The following is an 18,192-nucleotide window of genomic DNA, read 5'->3' as shown; positions in this document are numbered from 1 at the left end:
ACGACAGCCCCTGTTATTCCCCGCTAACGAACAAGCTCCGTCAACACTCGAGCTTAAATCCGGGCTAAGCCGCTAGCAAGACCTGGGCCTTTCCGCTCAAATTGTGCCCCTTCCATTTCTGCAGGTTCGCATTATGTTCGCCTAATGCCCGCCGATTCAAACCCCAAACACCGCCCCGGATACGACCCCAAAGCAAAGCGCCCAAAAGCGCAGCCTGTCACCGACCAGTCGGAGGTGACGCCGGGCGGGTTTTCGGAAAGCGTTGCGACCTATCACGCACGGCTGGCGACGCCGCTTGAAAGCTGGACGCCCCACCGGCCCGAGCGCCCGGAAACAAAACTCAGAAAACCACTGAGAGTGGTTTCGGATTACGCGCCCGCCGGCGATCAGGTGACGGCGATCCCGGAACTGACCGAAGGCGTGCGAAACGAGGAATGGGATCAGGTGCTGCTCGGCGCCACGGGCACGGGCAAGACTTTCACCATGGCCAAGATCATCGAGGCGGCGCAGCGCCCGGCGCTGATCCTCGCACCCAACAAGACGCTCGCCGCGCAACTCTATGGCGAGTTCAAGGCTTTCTTTCCGGATAACGCGGTCGAGTATTTCGTTTCCTATTACGACTACTACCAGCCGGAAGCATACGTTCCGCGTACGGATACTTATATCGAAAAAGAAAGCTCCATCAACGAGCAGATTGACCGGATGCGCCACGCCGCGACACGCGCGCTGCTTGAACGCGACGACGTCATCATCGTCGCGTCGGTATCCTGCATATACGGCATCGGCTCGGTCGAGACCTATACGGCGATGACGTTCTCGCTGAAGCTCGGCCAGACGCTGGAGCGCAAGAAACTCCTCGCCGATCTCGTGGCCTTGCAATACAAGCGCAACGACAACGCCTTCGCCCGCGGCTGTTTCCGCGCGCGCGGCGACACCATCGAGGTTTTCCCGGCGCACTATGAAGACCGCGCCTGGCGCGTTTCCATGTTCGGCGATGAAATCGAGTCGATCACCGAGTTCGATCCGCTGACGGGGCAAAAGACCGACGATCTGGAAGAAGTCACTCTCTACGCCAATTCGCACTACGTCACGCCGCGCCCGACGCTTCAACAGGCGATCACCGGCATCAAGAAAGAGCTGAACGAAACCCTCCCCATCATGCGCGAGGAAGGCCGCCTGCTCGAAGCGCAGCGGCTTGACCAGCGCGTGCAGTTCGATCTGGAAATGCTCGCCGCCACGGGTTCGTGCCACGGCATCGAAAACTATTCGCGCTACCTCACCGGGCGCCAGCCGGGCGAGCCGCCGCCGACGCTGTTCGAGTACCTGCCCGAAAACGCCATCATCTTTTGCGATGAAAGCCACGTCACCGTGCCGCAGATCGGCGCCATGTTCCGCGGCGACTTCAACCGCAAACGCACGCTCGCCGAATACGGCTTCCGCCTGCCCTCCTGCATGGACAACCGGCCCCTGAAATTCGAGGAGTGGGAAAAGATGCGTCCGCAAACGGTGCATGTTTCCGCAACGCCCGGCGACTGGGAGCTGAACCGAACGGGCGGCGTTTTCACAGAACAGGTGATCCGCCCCACCGGCCTCGTCGACCCGGTGGTGGAAGTGCGCCCCGTGACGGGAGACAAGTCAAACCAGGTCGACGACGTCATCGCCGAGTGCAAGGAAGTGGCGAAACGCGGCGGGCGCGTGCTCGTCACCACGCTGACGAAACGCATGGCCGAAGACCTCACCGAATATATGCACGAACAGGGCGTGCGCGTGCGCTACATGCATTCGGACATCGACACGCTGGAGCGGATCGAGATCATCCGCGATCTGCGCCTCGGCGCGTTCGACGTGCTGGTGGGCATCAACCTGTTGCGCGAGGGGCTCGACATTCCCGAATGCCAGCTGGTGGCGATTCTCGACGCCGACAAGGAAGGGTTTCTGCGCTCCGAGACCTCGCTGGTGCAAACCATCGGGCGCGCAGCCAGAAATGTCGACGGCCGGGTCATTCTCTATGCGGATAATATCACCGGCTCCATGGAGCGGGCCATGGGCGAAACGACAAGGCGCCGCGAAAAACAACTCGCCCATAACAAGGCCCACGGCATCACCCCCGCCACGGTGAAGGCGAAAATCGCCGAGATCGCGACGTCAGACGATGAAGGCGCTAAAGCCGCCATGGGCCAGACCTTTGTAGGGCATCGCAATGTGAAAGGCGGGTTCGCGGAGGACGGCGCCGAATTTGAACCTGGTCATAATTTGAAGACCCACCTCGCCGCGCTCGAAAAACAGATGCGCGAAGCAGCCTCCAACCTCGAATTCGAGGACGCCGCCCGCATCCGCGACGAGATCAAACGCTTGCAGGAAGTGGAGCTTGCGGTGTCGGACGACCCGCTAGCGAGACAGTCCGCGATTGAGGACAGAGTCGAAAAAGCCTCAGAGGGCAGGATCAAAAAGTCCGAGGGGACGGTGAGTAATGTGAGGGGGAAACCACGGGGAGCGAAGGGTCGGAGGCGATCAAAGTAGGTCAAATCGAAAGCATATTTTTCTCACCACTACGCAAGTCTTATAAACCCGACTTTGAGCTGAAAATCTAACCCTCGGATTAGCCGAGTATCTTCTAACAAGGAGACTCTGCTAAAAAATGGAATTGTGTAGTCACCTTTTGCATTCGGTAAATCTCCTATACGAAGCTCAACAGTCCAATCTGACCATGGAGAATCTTCAATCTCTTTCGCTAACTTCGCACCACCTTTTGCCTCGCATTTCTTCAAGAAACATTCAAAAAATTCCCCATACGTTTTAAGAAGTCGCGCAGCATTGCTTGCCTGTTTTATGTGATGGCTAATTATCGATGATTTCCTAGAACTTTTCTTGACGTGTATGAAGCGTCGCCCTTTCACATCTAGCAGATCACACACTTCAACTCCTGGCCCCTTTTCGCCTGGAATAGGGATTAGATCCTGATCAAAAAGCAAATACCCCGAATTCTTCTGCGCCATTTTCAAGTACTGACCTTCATCAAGATACGCAGTGTTTGCTTTCTTCTTTTTGCCTACGCTTTTCTTTGGCCAAAGCGGCAGTTTTGCGTCAAAGGGAATTTTGCACCCCTTAAAATTGTTATTAGCCGCATCCACCAACGCTTTTTCAACGCTATACCAGTTACCTTCATTAATTACATATTTCTTATTCTTGTGAGTGATGGAGCCAATTAGAGCAGAATAAACAGACCATCTATCGATAATTTGATCCGTGCCTAGATCATATGCCGCAATTTTATGTTTTTTGAGATTTTCCAAACTAACTGGCGGGATGTCTTTCAAATTGCTAAGGTAGTCAGTAAGTGTTGCATCTGCAAATTGTTCTCGTATCTTCGCGCTTTCAAACTTCACATATCCGATCGGCTGCGCAATTGTCATAGGCATCGCCAATTCAAAATCAGAACTTGACTGATTTAACGCTTTTGTGCATTCGCCATCCAAAAGACCGATTGTGTTGTAGTCTAAGATTGGCCTAAGGCGATCAAGTATTGCAAATTCCGTATTCTGATATGCTTTCGACGAAAAGAGTTTCAGCAAACTTTCTGCAAGCTCATCTAATTCTATAAGATCAGCCTCTGCAGTGATTTGAAGAGAACTCGTTCCTGCAATCGAACCAAAACTCTCGTCTTTTGAACTACCCGCAATCTTGCGGATTACGTCTAACGCCTCATCAATTCGAAAGGTTCCTAAGCGTGCTTTGGCGCTAGACTGTGCGTAATCTCTCATTGCCGAACCTAAGTTCGTTTTCTCGACATTCCTTAGGTCTGTGTCATTCATCGCGTTTACAGCAACAAATAGTCCGAAGTCGTTTTCGCGTTTAGCTTTATCAATAAAGGCGTGCCCGTACCCATACGTTGCGGCAAAAACTCTGTCTTTAACCCGAAACAGTAATACCGCAGCGGATGATTGGCTATTTAAGCTCGCCCCCACGCTAAACTCTTTGTCGAGCTTTCGCGCCCAACCGGGCGCTTGCGCATAACTCCTCCAACCCAGCAATAGAATGGAAAATGGCAATCTCTGCCTTCTGGGCAAAATTTTCGCGTGCCCTTTGATTACTTGGTCTCGAGCCTTTTCTGTCAAGAAATCAGTTAGTCGTCTTATGTGTGGCTTTGCCAAATGAAGTGCATATTTTTCCATAAAACCCCTGCACTTTTCTGATTCTATTTATATTTTACTGTATTTTTGCTTATGAGTCATTTTGCAAAGGCTTTTGAAATCAAGCGAAACCAAAACAAATGACTTTTGCCCTTATTAACCTCATTGGAACACGGCGAGTGCAGGCGTGTTAGGCGGCAATTTAGCAAATTGGCCCAACCCCATTCGCAGGGGTGTTGGGGGCCGGCCGATTATACGGCCATTTCGAAAGTGGTGGATAGATATCCACGCCTTTTCTACAGGCCCTATACTGCGCGGCATGTCCGGATATGGAGAGCGGTAAGCGCTTCCGTTTCTTATCGGTCCGGGTTTCGTTCAGCCTTCGTCGCCCCACCGCACACCCGCTATAATGCCCGGCCTTTAATCGTAGGCAACCAGACGAATAGTGTCGGCGGCGATCGCCTTGCCCTTGTCGTCGAGCAGGCTGACATACAACATAATCGCGTGGCCGTTGCCCAGGCTGCAATGGCCTTGACCGTCTTCTCTCGTGATACGCGCAGAGATGCGATAGAGGCCGGGCGTCACGCCCGACTCATTATGGGTGCCGCCATCATTTCCGAGCGGTTCGCAGCGAAAACCGGAAGACGTGACATATTGCACGCGGAACGGGCTGTCGGGTCCTTCAACATAGGAAGGCGTCAGGTTGGTCACGGGCCTGCCGTTTTCATCGAGCACGAGAACATGGGCGTAGGTGCGCGCCGGACCGCTTAACGTATAGGGTGTCAGCAAGAACCCTTGCGCGCGCAACCGGTAGTTTTTCGACGGATCGACACCGTAGATGGGTTTCGGTTGCCAGGTGTTTCCGGGCGGCTGTGTCGTCGGTTCTCCCCTGCCTGTTTCTGCGGCGGTTGCCGGCAAAGCGGCGGCGGCGCTGATCAGCGCGGCGGCGGCGTATGCAAAACGTTTCATGGGTCTCTCCCCTGGTTTTTGCGCGGCGGCGAAAAGCCTCCGATCCCCCTGAATTAACCATCACACGCGGGCGCGTGTCTGTGACGGCGATCACATGGCGGAGATGGTGGAAATTCCGCACACGCATGAGCGAGCGCTGGCGGCGGGCGGTAGTGTAACCCCAAACGAACATGCGGGGATAAAATTTAATCTATTAAATTTCATCCTCACCTTTCCAGCAGCCCTTATATTGCGCAGCAGTTTGAAATTGAGGAAGAGTTGAATGTCACGCGCCGGCCTATGGGCACAGATGCCACTAACAATTGAAATGACGCAGGCAATGCGAGCCAAAGAAAAGCCGTACAACTTTTTTTCGCGGACCTGTACAACAATCGGCTGTAGGCCAGCAATGACGCCAAAGGCAAGAGACGAGAGGGCGCAGGCGTACGAGAGTTTACGCCGCAACGGAAGCGGGTGCAGGTCCGGCCGGTTTGCGCGGGAAATGCCAGCCGAGGAAGCCTGCGGCGACGCCAATGACAAGGCCGGCGAGGATCAGCACCGCATCAGAAAAGCGCGCATAGGCGAGAACGGTCTGTTCCCAGTGCGCGGTGTTCCCGTAGGAATGATAAACGCCAATCATCAGCACGAGCGCGCCAAGCGCCATGAGGAACGGAGCCAGCGGTTTTTTCCGCCGCCAGTCCGATATGATAAGCGCGATAGTGAACAAGGCCGCAACGACGAAGCTGATGTTAAGCGCGACCTCAAAATTCGGCAGGTCTTCCGGCGCGCGAATGGCGACGCCTGGCACGTAACCGGTGAAGATGCGCGCGACCGACGGCGGTATCAGCGGAAAGATGGTCGCCAGCATATAGCGCGAATGATGCTCCACCGAGTGGCGGTTGCGTAATGCCAGGAAATAAAAAAGCACGAATACGGCGACAGAAACGAAATCTGCAAAAGAAAGGGAGACGGCGAACATTTCCGTAAACGGAGAGTCCTTGATGACAGTCATTTTTGTGACCAGCAAACCGCCAGCGACAAAAGGCGGCGCGAGGAGAAAACTCATCCGTCCACCCCATTTATGGAGCGCGAAATTCGGCTGTCGGATCGACCAGCTCTGCCAGATCAGCAGCAGCACCCACAGCGTCGCGGTGACGCCATGAATATGATGCGCGCGCGGCGCTGTATCGAGAATACTGAAATAGCTTGGCCAAAAGGCGGCGATAGTCACCACCAAGAATACAGCAATAGCGTAATGCGCCCCGCGAAACGGCATAAGCCTCTCCCCTTTTTTGCGCCCGGGACATTTTGGCGAGGATTGCGATTAAGAGCAAACGGGAAACAATTGTTGCAGCTCAGCGGCGTTTCAGATCAACACTCGACTACGTTTACCGCGAGGCCGCCTTCGGAAGTTTCCTTGTACTTTCGCGACATATCAAGGCCGGTCTGGCGCATGGTTTCGATCACCTGGTCGAGGGAAACCTTGTGCTCCTCCGACGCACGCAGGGCGAGCCGCGCCGCGTTGACCGCTTTGACGGCGCCGATGGCGTTGCGCTCGATACACGGGATCTGCACAAGGCCGCCGACGGGATCGCAGGTAAGACCGAGATTGTGTTCCATGCCGATTTCAGCGGCGTGCTCAACTTGCGCCGGCGTACCGCCCCACACAGCGGCGAGCCCGCCCGCCGCCATGGAACAGGCGACGCCCACTTCGCCCTGGCAGCCCATTTCGGCGCCGGAGATGGAAGCGCGTTGCTTGTAGAGAATACCAATGCCGGCGGCGGTAAGAAGGAACGTTCGAATGTGAGCGAGATTTTCTTGATCGTCGACCACACAGTAATGTTTGAGTACGGACGGAATAATCCCCGCCGCGCCATTGGTAGGCGCTGTCACCACGCGCCCGCCGGCGGCGTTTTCCTCGTTCACCGCCATGGCGTAGACATTGAGCCAGTCAAACAACTGCTCACGCTCATTCGCCAGCGGGGCTTCCGCAAGTTTCGCGTACAGCGACGGCGCCCGGCGCTTGACCTTCAGCCCACCCGGCAACTCGCCACGAGTTTTCAGGCCGCGATCGACGCAATCACGCATGGCGAACCAGATCTTGTCGATCATCGCTTCGGTCTCAGTGCGCGGGCGGTGTTCATCCTCGTTTTCAACGATGACATCAGCAATGGAACAGTTCTGGTCACGGCAAAGGGAAAGGAGTTCGGCCGCAGACGCAAACGAATGGCGCCCCGCGCGGGCGCCAACGATCAGGTCGTCTTCCGCCGGAGTATTCAACTGTTTCTCGCTGGCGATGAACCCGCCGCCAACGGAGTAATAAACAGCGGAATACAACTCATCCCCTGCGTCGTTGAACAGGGTCAGGCGCATTTCGTTGGGATGGAGATCGGGCGTGATATCGCCGCGCAAGTCTATATCTTTTTTTGGATCAAACTTGATTTCCGTTCCGCCATGAAGCGTGATTCGTTTTGTTTCGTTGACTTTCTTAATGGCGCGTTCAGCCTCGTCCGGGTCTGTTTCGTCGGGCTTGAATCCCATGAGACCGAGGATCGTCGCTTTATCCGTACCGTGACCAATACCGGTCAGCGCCAGCGACCCATGAAGGTCCGCCTTGACCCGCAAGGTCTTTTCCAGCGCGCCAGCCTGAGCCGCTTCTTCAAGGAAGCGCACCCCGATGCGCATAGGACCAACCGTATGCGACGACGACGGCCCGATGCCGATCTTGAAAATATCAAACACGCCCAACATTGGCGCTTTATCCTTCTATTCTTCCGCAGCCTCCAGCGCCGCGCGCAAAACGCCTACATCATAGAGCGAGGCGCGTCGATGGGCATGGAGGTCTTGCGCAATCCCAGGCAAGTCTTGCGCAAAGTTTTTGAGCATAATGGCACCCAAGACGGGTTCCTCGCGGGCATTGGCGCGCGCATCGCCCAACGTGCTGGACGCCGACTGCAACCGCTCGCGCTGCGGCTCGAAGGAAGGCGCAGCGAAACGTTCATGGATGCGTCCAAGCGCCGCCTGCGCGCTCACAATCAGAAAGTCTCCGGCAGCGGCGTCGCCCCTCTCCAGCGCCTGTACCGCAGCGGCGATGTTGCGTTCCACCTCCGCCATATCGGTTTGCACGGTCCGCGTTACATCCGACGATGGACATGCTGCGGGATCGAGATGCACGAGATAGACCACGAGCCCCTTAAGAACTGTCTCTGTCGGCGGCGCGCCTTGAAACTCGTCCGTCACTGCGCCGGACACGAATGCGTGCATGCTCGGCGCCGGCGCCTGCGTCCCAAATGATTGCTTGTCTGCAATACCGGTCAGATCGGGAATCGGAACCGGATTGAATTCATGATCCTCACGAGTTTTGCTGAATACTGACGACGTAACATCTGCTGTACCGGGCGCGCCGGACAGACCGGCAATAAAAAATGAAGGATTATCGTGACCGTTCATATGACACGACTGGCACGAAAGCCCCTGGCGCGCGGCCTGGCCGCCCAACAGAAACGGGCTGCGAAATGCGGCGCGTCCCACTTCCGCGAGATATGCATCATCTTGATTTTTCGGCCGCTTAAAACACTCAGCAGGTTCTCTAGTAAAAAACTCAACGCCATCAGAATCCGATGCGATCCAGCTCAATTCCGTCAGGATTGGTGACGACGTTAACTGTTTGGCTGACGCTTCAGTTAAAACCACTGCAAATAAAGCACAGCAAGCTAATCGCAGAATCGAGACCACTTCGCGCTTACTTCACCCTCGCCGTGCGTGTTGATTCCTTGATAGCGATAAGCCTCGCCAGATCTTCCCGCTCCGCGCAACCAAAGCTGCAAATCTTTTCAAGCTTTTGGAGTTGCTTGCGCGCAGCATCGACGTCACCAAGTTCCAGATAAAGTTCACCGAGATATTCATTCGCGCCTAAGTGATCAGGCTCAAGCTTCAACGCCGACGCGTAATAGGATTTGGCTTTATCAAAAACGCCCAGTTTACGATGCGCGTAGCCAAGATAGTTCAAAACATCTGCATGCGGACCGATGATGGCCTGCGCTGCATAAAGCTCATCAATTGCTTCCGCAAAGCGTGATTGGTTGATCAAGCGAACGGCTTCGCCATACAGCACATCCGCTGTATCGGAACTTGTATCTTCGAACAGAGCGTGCCGATTGCCAGGCAGCGGCGCCATGCTCGCTTCGTTCGTCCCGGCCATTGCCGCTTCTACATTCGCGATTGACTGGTCTGCACGCTCGACAAGCTCAGCCTGACAGGTTTCGTTGTCGCAATTCGTCCTGATGTCGCGCAATCTCTCAAGCTGTTCCTGCGCCTCATCTTGTTTTTCTAGCGCGACAAAAACCAAAGCAAGCTGTTCGTAGGCTTCTACGAAATTACTTCGTTCCTTAATCGCTTTCTTGAAATATCTAACGGAAGACTTTTCCTTCCCGCGGCCAACCTTGGCGACTCCCATGTAATAATTGGCTTCCGGATGATCGCTTGATACTCGCAGAACTTCTCCAAGCTTTTTTTCCGCAAGCTTGTAATCGCTATCTTTGATCGCCTGCACGCCAGCGGCGAAAGAAGCTTGCACGTCGACAGCTTCTTTCTTTTCCGGCTCAGAGATCGTTGACCCCCCGGACGGCGCAGCGGCGGCCTGACTGCACAAGGCCACGGACAACAAGCCCGCAGTTACAGCCCTAATCAAACTTTTGAGATCGATCATGCAGTCCATCCTTTTCCATAATCGGCGTACTCTAGCAAACGGGCGCCGCCATTGTCAGCTTTTCCATGGTCACGATTAGCGGCGGTCCTCTAATCTTGGATCCACGCCGAGCGCGCGCATGGCGGCGCAAACAGCCTCGATAGCAGAAGTGGCCACTGCTTCATCCATCGATCGTGCAACCACCGTGACGCCCTTTTCATCCCCATCGATGGGATAACTGCCAAGTGATACGCCCTTGAGCGCGCCCTGAATCTCGCGAAGCTGATCAGCCAGCATGGACTCAGGCAGGTTTGGCGCCGTCGCAGCACGCGCATGGATGACAGCGCCCCGTTCAATTTCACCTTCAATCGCGTTCAGCATGGCCTGAAAAATACGCGGCACGCCCGCCATCACGAAGATGTTTTCAATTCTGACGCCCGGCGCGCCGGACACTGGGTTTTCTATCAGATGCGCACCTTCGGGCGTTCGCGCCATGCGCAGCCGCGCCGGGGTCACTTCAATATCGCGCTTCGAATAATAATGCCGGATCATGGCAGCCGCGCGCGGGTGTTCTATTACGCTTACGCCAAGGGCGGCGGCGATTGCATCGACGGTGATGTCGTCATGAGTGGGTCCGATGCCGCCTGAGGTAAACACATAGTCGTATTTTCCACGCAACGCATTCAACGCGGCACCGATATCGTCACTATCGTCTCCCACAACCCGCGCTTCCTTGAGTTCAACGCCCCGCTCGGTCAGCCAGCCGGCAAGATAGTGCATATTCGCATCACGGGTTCTTCCGGAGAGCAGCTCATCGCCGATAGCGAGGATAGCAGCGGTTTTTTGCATCAAGATAGCACCTTAGGCTCAGGATTGTCCCAACGATCAGACTGCGAAAACATTATAGGCTTCATCGGTCTCATAGCTTACGGCGCGTCTCATGCGAAGCAATCTTTTCAGCCGCTTCCGCGTCCTTGACGAGTTTGCTCAACTCGCCGCTCAACCGCGCCGCTTCACTGTCATTCGCCGCCTCAAGCTTGGCCACCACCGCGGTCGCTTCCGCCAGCATGGCCTGACGTTGTAGCCTTTTGCATTCCTGAATTTGCGCGACGGAGATAACATACGCCGCTGGCCGGTGATAGCGTTCGATTATCACGGTTTCTCGCCTCGCGGCATCAAGCATCGAGGAGAAATTATAACGAGCTTCAAACGCCGACATAATTTTCATAACATAGCTCCTTTCGGATCAATGCCGGCGGCCGATGAGATTGTACCGAATCCTTAATCGCCGCTGCCCGTCTCCTCTTTTTCATTTCAGTCGCGGCAACGCCTGCAGCCGATTGTTGTACAAGTTCCGCCCAATAAAGTTGTGCAATTATTTTGTTGATAGACCGCGCAGGAATCCTCCGGCTTGCAATTCCGGATTCATTTGAACGCATAATGCGCACAATCGGATGCGCCAGCATGAGCAGCATAGTTTCATACAGTTCCATGCGCGCATGATAGCGCCGCCCGGAAAGTGGGGGATAACCTTCCACCGAAACTGGGTTTTCTTTAAATTTTCATCAGATAAGGCGTATTTTGCGCACGCCGGTTCGCCTCATACGTGCGCCGCAAACGGGGAGATACTACTCGCGCAGATAGGTTGTGCCGCCAACAGGCCCTACACCGTCCGGCACCGGTACGTCGGTGCCTGCATAATCGACATTCAAAACGAGTGTCGGGCTGCCCGTCATGCGCAGTTTATTGGCGACAATCGCGGTGTAGGCGGATTGATCGGCCACCGGCAGCAGGCTCGCGACGCGCAATTCGCCACGCGAAAGATAAAACGTGCCAAGCAAATTTCGGGCGTCATCGCTCAGGATACGATGTACGCGATCCAGCGGCGCATGACGGTCTTCAAAAAACAGGATGCCAGCGAGCGGGCCTTCCTTTTCAGCAGTCAGGTCAATTTTCGCTTCAGGCCCGAAGTAAAAAGTCGAATCGTCACCCACGAGATAGAATGAAACATTCTCGCCTGTTATCCGCGCGCCAAGATCGGCGTTAAACGGACCGTCTTTGATGATGTATGTCCCCGGGGCAAAGTGAACGTCGGCGAAAGCGCCAATCGAAATACCGCCGCAAAATACACCTGGCGAGACATTGTATTGTGTGTAGCCGAACAACGCATCGGTGAGTCCGCCGGTAAGCCCGCCCGTCAATCCGCCTGTCAGATCGTCAACGGTACGGGTGACTTCAGTAACGGCGGCGTTGACTGCAGCCGTCGCCACTTCGTCGAGCCGTTCGCCATAACCGGCGTCAACTTCATCGCAACTGCCGACGGCAGGCGGTTGGCGTTCAGCTAGCGGATCGTCATAAGCAGGGCAATCAAGGGTCGGCATGGGTGAGAAGTTGTTGATAGCGCCTAGCGCGCCGCCGGCGGAGCAAATCATGCCAGCTTCAATTTCCGATAACCCCGAAGATACGACACCTTGCGTCGATGTGGAGTTGGAAATCAGAGAACATTCGTCCGCCCGCAACTGTGAATTTACATTCGCGGCAACTGCTCCCTCATCATCATCTTCAAGGGCAATGACACAAACATTCATACCGCCCAGCGCGACAGCCGTGGAGGTGCTTTTCAACGGGTTTTTGAACGGTTGAAAATGGCTAAGGATCAACGCCCGGGAGGGTTGCGAGGTAAGCGTCACCGTCACCTCGCCCTCGCTTGAACTCGCAGCGACCACTGGCGATACAGATTGAAACCCGTAACTCTGTGAGAAGCCATTTTGGATCAGGCTGTCGACGACAGCTTCGACCTGGTTTTCAGTTGCATTGGCCAATAAAAATTCGCGGGCGCCGCGTGTCGCCAGCGTATCAGACAGCTCCTTCAACCGGCTGTTCTGGTTAGACCAATGGTAAAAATCGACCGCACCGCCAACAAAGCCGAGCAATACAGGACATAGAAGCGCCGTCATCAGCGCAACATTGCCATTCTTGTCGGACTTGAACGAAAGCATATCCAAACTTTACGCAACGCATTTTGAAATGATAAAAATTGCAAACAAATGATAATTTTTAATTAGAAGGTATGATTAACGGATGCTGCGTAGTTTTAAATCTTTCATCCTATTGCGCCCCAACCGCAGCAATTTCGGTAATTGAAGGTTAACAAACTCTTAAGCCATGAAACTTCCCCAACCGCTTCTCGCCGGCCGGCTCGTTAAGAGATATAAACGTTTTCTGGCGGATATCGTGCTTGATGACGGGCGTGAGGTGACGGCGCACTGCGCCAATCCGGGTTCCATGCTTGGCGTCGCTATAGAGGGCGCACGCGTTTGGGCGTGCGAACATGGCGACAAGAAACGCAAGCTCGCTTTTTCCTGGGAACTGGTGGAAATCGGCAAAACACGCGTTCCGGTAAACACAACCAATCCCAACAAAATCATCAAGGAAGCGCTTGAGAGCGGCGTCATTCCGGAGCTGACCGGCTATGGCGAACATCAGCGAGAAGTTAAATACGGCGAAGGCAGCCGCATCGATTTCCTTCTAAGCGGCGGCAGACGGAAGAAGCCCTGTTACGTTGAAGTGAAAAACGTCCACCTTTCCCGTTCGAAGGGTCTTGCCGAATTCCCGGACAGCGTCACCGCCCGCGGCGCGAAACACCTGAAGGAACTGGAAACCGTCGCGTCGGGCGGGGCCCGCGCTGTCATGTTGTTTGTGGTGCAGCGAAGCGACTGCCGCCGGTTCGCGCCCGCTGCAGACCTGGACCCCGCATACGCCAAGGCTTTGAAATCAGCCGCTTCCGCCGGGGTTGAACTCCTGTGTTATGATTGCGAAGTCACCACCGCTGAGGTAGTGCTGCGCAAGCCCTTGGAAATTCATCTGGACTAGGACATGACTGAAGCCGTTCTCGACGACGAACTCGAAATCCGCACAGGCGCGATAAGGCTCCACACGCCGGAAGATTTCGAGGGCATGCGCAAGGCAGGCCATGTGGCCGCATCATGTCTCGACATGCTGACGGAACACGTAAAGCCCGGCGTCTCAACAGAAGCGATTGACGACCTCGCCCGCGAATTCATGCTCGATCACGGCGGCGTCCCAGCGACGGTGGGTTACAAAGGCTATCGCCACTCGAGCTGCATCTCACTCAATCATGTCATCTGTCACGGCATTCCCGGACCAAAAGCATTGCGCAACGGCGATATTCTGAACATTGACGTCACAGTGATCATCGACGGCTGGCACGGCGACACGAGCCGCATGTTTTATGCGGGCGAACCGAAGGTGAAAGCGCGCCGGCTTGTTGACGCCACATACGACTCGATGATGGCCGGCATCAATTCGGTAAAGCCCGGCTCAACCTTGAGAGACATTGGCCGCGCCATTCAGGACCTGGCCGAAGGGCAAGGGTTTTCCGTCGTGCGCGACTTCTGCGGCCACGGCCTTGGGCGGCTGTTTCACGACGCGCCTAATGTCGTTCATTATGCGGAATATAAAGACCGCTGGGGCGGCGTTCATCAGGCGCCGGACACGGAACTGAAAGCCGGCATGTTCTTCACGGTCGAGCCCATGATAAACGAAGGCAAACCGGACGTGAAACTCCTAAAAGACGGCTGGACCGCCGTTTCACGGGACAAATCCCTGTCTGCGCAGTTTGAGCACTCCATCGGCGTCACCGAAAACGGCGTTGAAATATTCACCAAATCGCCGAAAGGCCTCGACCGGCCGCCATACTGATGATCTCATTCACCAATAGTGATGGTCAGGCACAGTCGATTCTATTTACAGAACGGCAGAGCATGCCGGCATATGTGGTGGGTTTAGTCTTTGCTGTCATTATAGCGGTCACCATTCTAACATCTTATCAAAGTGCTGATGAAATAGATTGGCTAGTTCTTTTTTTTGCGGGCATTCTTAGTCTTATTGCCTGCATAATAGTTTTATTACCCAAAACAGTTACAACCGTTGATGCTGGCGGGATTCAACTTCGGCGTCGATTTTCATTTAATTACATATGGCCTTATACAGACATAAATTATGCCGAAGTGAAACCATACAAGGAAGCAACCGAAGAACACGGAAGTTTTTCATTACTTTCTAGCGCTCTGCATGTTCTACATGAGACCGGTGTACTAGTTCATCTGATAGACGGGAAGTTCACGTTCTTATCTTCAAAGCAGCCCAAAGACCTAGCCGATGCGATCAACCTGGGCCGGAAAAAGTTTGAACAAAGCAGATATGAGTGACACTGCAACAAAACCCAACCACGCCGCAGGCCATCGCGAACGGCTGCGCGACCGCTTTAAAAAGGCTGGCGTCGATGGCGTGCAGGATTATGAACTGCTCGAACTCATCCTGTTCCGCGCGATTCCGCGTAAAGACGTCAAACCGCTGGCAAAGGACCTGATCGCCAGGTTCGGCGGCTTTCCGCAAGTTCTCGCAGCGCCCATTGAACTCCTGACTGAGGTGAAGGGCGTTTCGGAAAATGTTGCGCAGGAGTTGAAAATCATTCAGGCCGCCGCCATCAAGCTTAGTCAGGCGCGCGTCCTGAAACGCCCGGTCATTACATCGTGGAACGACCTTCTCGCCTATTGCCGCGCGTCCATGGCTGATGAAAAGACCGAGCTCTTCCGAATATTATTCCTCGACAAGAAAAACATTCTCATAGCTGACGAAGTACAACAGCGCGGCACAGTCGATCACACGCCGGTCTATCCGCGCGAGGTGGTGAAGCGCGCGCTGGAGCTTGGCGCGTCAGCCATCATCCTCGTGCACAATCACCCCTCCGGCGACCCGACGCCGTCACGCAACGATGTAGAAATGACCAATCAGATCGTAAAAGCTGCATCAGCGCTTAACATCCGCGTGCACGATCATCTGGTGATCGGTCACGACAAACACGCCAGCTTTAAAACGCTCGGGCTCTTGTAGATGGCGCGGATTATCACCCTGACGCCGAACCCGGCCCTTGACTACGCGGTGCATGCCGATTTCGTCGAACCGAATCGCAAGTTGCGTTGTCGCGAGCCGCAGATGCATCCCGGCGGCGGCGGGGTAAACGTCGCTCGCGCAACCTCCCGCCTTGGCGCACACACGCTGGCGATTTTTACCGCCGGCGGGCTCTATGGCGACGCGCTGATCAAGACCATCGCCATGGAAAACGTCCCGATGCGTGTAATCCCCATCGCTGGCGAAACCCGCCTTGCGTTTCATGTGCAGAATGACCGCGACGGCGATGAATATCGCTTCAACCTGCCCGGCGCGCAGATGTCGGACTACGAAGTGAATCTGTTCTTGCGTGCGGTCGATGAAGAAACCGAAGCCGGTGACTACGTTGTCGCAAGCGGCAGCTTGCCGCCCGATGCGCCGCAGGACCTCTGGGCTAAAGCCGCGCGCATAGCGAAAAAGAATGACGCCCGCTTCGTGCTCGATTCCATCAGCGGCGTGAAGGAAGCATTAGAAGAAGGCGTTTTCATGCTTCGCCAGAACCAGCACGAATATCCGGCGCTCGCCGGCAAAGAGCTTAACTGGCGCGATGAGGTCGAAGCCTTCGCCAAAGAGTGCGTCAGCAAGGCGAGCGCCGAGGCCATGGTCATCAGCCATGGCGGCGACGGCTCCATTATGGCCGCGAAAGACGGCGTTGCTTTCGCGCCGTCATTCAAGATCAAGGCAAGCAGCGCCGTCGGCGCTGGCGACTCATTCGTGGGCGGACTAATTACCGGCCTCGCCCAGGGCTGGGACAATGAACACGCCCTGCGCTACGGCATGGCGGCGGCCGGCGCAACGCGCATGTCGGAGGGAACGGCGCTATTCAAACCCGCCGATGTTGAACGGCTTTATCGCTCCGAGACGTGACCCTATTCGCCGTAGATCGCCACTTCTTCCATTTCCGCATTCTTTACGCCGCGAAACATCCCGGCTGAATTGAAAGTCATGGCGTAGGAACCGTCCGGCCCCAGTACGATCACGCCGCCATCGGCGCCCATGGACTGCAGCTTGTTGTTGATCATGTCGTCTGCCGCGTCCTCCACGCTGGCGCCGCCATATTCAACCTGGGCGCAGATATCGCGCGCGATGGTCAGCCGGATGAAATATTCGCCCCAGCCGGTTGACGAAACGGCGCAGGATTTATTGTCGGCGAAAGTCCCGGCGCCGATAATCGGCGAGTCGCCGACGCGCCCGTATTTTTTCATGTTCATGCCGCCGGTGGAGGTGCCTGCCGCGAGGTTGCCGTGGGCATCGAGCGCGACCGCGCCGACCGTGCCGTATTTAAAGCTTTTCGGCAGCGCGCTGTCTTTTTGTTGCTTCTGGCGCTCAAGAGCGTTCTTATATGACTGCCAGCGGCGCTCCGTGCGGAAATATTTCGGGTTTACGAACTCAAGCCCCTGCTCTTCGGCGAACTCTTCCGCCCCTTCGCGGGCAAACATGACGTGTTCGGAGTTTTCCATCACTGCGCGCGCCAGTTTGATCGGGTTTTTGACCCTGGTGACGCCCGCGACGGCGCCGGCGTTCATGGTCTCGCCATCCATGATCGATGAATCGAGCTCGTTCTTGCCTTCGCTGGTAAAGACGGCGCCTTTGCCGGCGTTAAACAGCGGCGAGTCCTCCATCAGCACGATGGCCGCCACAATAGCGTCCATGGCGGTTCCGCCCTGTTCCATGACGCTGTAACCGGCGTTCAACGCTTCGGTCAGCTTGGCTTTATAGGCGGCTTCCTCCTCAGCCGTATAACGGCCTGGCTCCAGCGCGCCGGCGCCGCCATGGATGACGATAGTCAGCGGTCCGGCCTGTTGCCCAGCCTCTTCATGATGCGCTGCAAAAGCCGCCGTGCTGACGAATGTCGCCGCCAGAATAGAAATCAAGAATCGCATGGATGAAGCCTCCCTCTGCGGATACTTTCCGCTCATTCAAATTCTCTAATGTATCGCGCTAAATCTTTGTTGCCTGCAGATATAGCTTCTTCTTCAGCTGTAGCGCAATCATCAATAGTTGTGCGCAAAAATTTATCAGCGCCCGCATCCAGCAGAATTTCAGCTGAGCGCATATCATTTCGTACGGCCGCCAAATGTAAAGGCGCCCAGCCATTGTAGCCTGTGAGATCGATGTCAGCGCCCGCTGTAATGAGAATAGAGAGAATCTCATACTTGGATGCAGATTTTTTGCGCTCAATGCAGGCATGCAAAACTGTATCGCCGGTTTTTGCGCGGAATTTCAGTTCGACTTCGTGTTCAATCGCCCAGCGCACACACTCTGGCGACCCACACGATACAATTTCGATAATCCAGGGAACACCTGTGGAGTCATTGCCCTGCGGAAAGGATTTTTCTTCGTTGGAAAAATCCGTCCAATCATCTGGCGCGCCATCACGAAAAAGACACAGTAGCTTATCTGATTCACTCCTCATCTCGTCACTATAAATGAGCCGAGTTAGAATGTCAGCTA

The 18,192-nt window shown here is 55.2% G+C and carries 18 protein-coding genes; 6 read left to right on the top strand and 12 right to left on the bottom strand.

The genetic code is table 11. From position 1 onward, the window contains the following. Nucleotides 1-144: 144 nt before the first annotated feature. Entirely contained in the window at nt 145-2,520 is a 2,376-nt protein-coding gene (uvrB, locus tag PUV54_RS12805; RefSeq protein ID WP_274492656.1) for an excinuclease ABC subunit UvrB, read from the top strand. A gap of 29 nt (nt 2,521-2,549) precedes the next feature. On the opposite strand, the gene PUV54_RS12800 is transcribed toward uvrB, so the two are convergent. From PUV54_RS12800 to PUV54_RS12755, 10 genes are all read right to left on the bottom strand, one after another. Beyond that, nucleotides 2,550-4,172 carry a DUF6119 family protein gene (locus PUV54_RS12800; protein ID WP_274492655.1) on the bottom strand — a complete coding sequence of 541 codons (1,623 nt, stop codon included), beginning with the start codon at nt 4,170-4,172 and terminating at the stop codon, nt 2,550-2,552. 378 nt (nt 4,173-4,550) lie between these two features. Continuing rightward, the gene (locus PUV54_RS12795; protein WP_274492654.1) at nt 4,551-5,099 is read right to left on the bottom strand and encodes a hypothetical protein; all 549 of its coding nucleotides are present in this window, start codon (nt 5,097-5,099) and stop codon (nt 4,551-4,553) included. Between the two features lie 433 nt (nt 5,100-5,532). Next, on the bottom strand, nt 5,533-6,354 hold the full coding sequence (locus PUV54_RS12790; protein ID WP_274492653.1) for a hypothetical protein: 822 nt from the start codon (nt 6,352-6,354) through the stop codon (nt 5,533-5,535). 95 nt (nt 6,355-6,449) lie between these two features. Then, the gene (locus PUV54_RS12785) at nt 6,450-7,829 is read right to left on the bottom strand and encodes an L-serine ammonia-lyase (protein WP_274492652.1); all 1,380 of its coding nucleotides are present in this window, start codon (nt 7,827-7,829) and stop codon (nt 6,450-6,452) included. Nucleotides 7,830-7,844: 15 nt separating this feature from the next. Continuing rightward, nucleotides 7,845-8,771 carry a hypothetical protein gene (locus PUV54_RS12780; protein WP_274492651.1) on the bottom strand — a complete coding sequence of 309 codons (927 nt, stop codon included), beginning with the start codon at nt 8,769-8,771 and terminating at the stop codon, nt 7,845-7,847. A gap of 49 nt (nt 8,772-8,820) precedes the next feature. Next, complete coding sequence (locus PUV54_RS12775; RefSeq protein ID WP_274492650.1) at nt 8,821-9,786, bottom strand: tetratricopeptide repeat protein; 966 nt, start codon at nt 9,784-9,786, stop codon at nt 8,821-8,823. Between the two features lie 75 nt (nt 9,787-9,861). Beyond that, entirely contained in the window at nt 9,862-10,614 is a 753-nt protein-coding gene (locus PUV54_RS12770; RefSeq protein WP_274492649.1) for a competence/damage-inducible protein A, read from the bottom strand. Nucleotides 10,615-10,684: 70 nt separating this feature from the next. After that, the gene (locus tag PUV54_RS12765) at nt 10,685-10,993 is read right to left on the bottom strand and encodes a type II toxin-antitoxin system Phd/YefM family antitoxin (RefSeq protein ID WP_274492648.1); all 309 of its coding nucleotides are present in this window, start codon (nt 10,991-10,993) and stop codon (nt 10,685-10,687) included. Continuing rightward, on the bottom strand, nt 10,971-11,258 hold the full coding sequence (locus PUV54_RS12760; RefSeq protein WP_274492647.1) for a hypothetical protein: 288 nt from the start codon (nt 11,256-11,258) through the stop codon (nt 10,971-10,973). Before PUV54_RS12760 ends, PUV54_RS12765 begins: the two co-directional genes overlap by 23 nt. 135 nt (nt 11,259-11,393) lie before the next feature. After that, on the bottom strand, nt 11,394-12,770 hold the full coding sequence (locus PUV54_RS12755; protein ID WP_274492646.1) for a TadE/TadG family type IV pilus assembly protein: 1,377 nt from the start codon (nt 12,768-12,770) through the stop codon (nt 11,394-11,396). A gap of 160 nt (nt 12,771-12,930) precedes the next feature. Here PUV54_RS12755 and sfsA point away from each other — a divergent pair, with 160 nt between their 5' ends. Genes sfsA through PUV54_RS12730 form a run of 5 tightly spaced genes read left to right on the top strand, consistent with a single transcriptional unit; the run spans nt 12,931 to nt 16,605 of the window. Next, a complete protein-coding gene (sfsA, locus tag PUV54_RS12750) occupies nt 12,931-13,638 on the top strand; it encodes a DNA/RNA nuclease SfsA (RefSeq protein ID WP_274492645.1) in 708 nt (235 codons plus the stop codon). A 3-nt stretch (nt 13,639-13,641) separates the two neighbouring features. Continuing rightward, a complete protein-coding gene (gene map / locus PUV54_RS12745) occupies nt 13,642-14,487 on the top strand; it encodes a type I methionyl aminopeptidase (protein ID WP_274492644.1) in 846 nt (281 codons plus the stop codon). Beyond that, nucleotides 14,487-14,996 carry a hypothetical protein gene (locus tag PUV54_RS12740; RefSeq protein WP_274492643.1) on the top strand — a complete coding sequence of 170 codons (510 nt, stop codon included), beginning with the start codon at nt 14,487-14,489 and terminating at the stop codon, nt 14,994-14,996. The genes map and PUV54_RS12740 overlap by 1 nt, the downstream gene beginning before the upstream one ends. Beyond that, nucleotides 14,989-15,681, top strand: a complete 693-nt coding sequence (gene radC / locus PUV54_RS12735; RefSeq protein WP_274492642.1) for a RadC family protein — start codon at nt 14,989-14,991, stop codon at nt 15,679-15,681. The genes PUV54_RS12740 and radC overlap by 8 nt, the downstream gene beginning before the upstream one ends. Beyond that, entirely contained in the window at nt 15,682-16,605 is a 924-nt protein-coding gene (locus PUV54_RS12730) for a 1-phosphofructokinase family hexose kinase (protein ID WP_274492641.1), read from the top strand. A 2-nt stretch (nt 16,606-16,607) separates the two neighbouring features. Here PUV54_RS12730 and PUV54_RS12725 read toward each other — a convergent pair whose 3' ends face one another. Both PUV54_RS12725 and PUV54_RS12720 read right to left on the bottom strand, forming a co-directional pair. Further along, entirely contained in the window at nt 16,608-17,621 is a 1,014-nt protein-coding gene (locus tag PUV54_RS12725) for an isoaspartyl peptidase/L-asparaginase family protein (protein ID WP_274492640.1), read from the bottom strand. A gap of 32 nt (nt 17,622-17,653) precedes the next feature. Then, nucleotides 17,654-18,154, bottom strand: coding sequence for an ankyrin repeat domain-containing protein (locus PUV54_RS12720; protein WP_274492639.1), 501 nt, complete (start codon nt 18,152-18,154; stop codon nt 17,654-17,656). Nucleotides 18,155-18,192: the final 38 nt, after the last annotated feature.

The sequence above is a fragment of the Hyphococcus flavus genome (assembly GCF_028748065.1).
In the GTDB taxonomy this organism is placed as follows: Bacteria; Pseudomonadota; Alphaproteobacteria; order Caulobacterales; family Parvularculaceae; genus Hyphococcus; species Hyphococcus flavus.
This window is presented reverse-complemented; position numbering and strand designations above follow the sequence as displayed.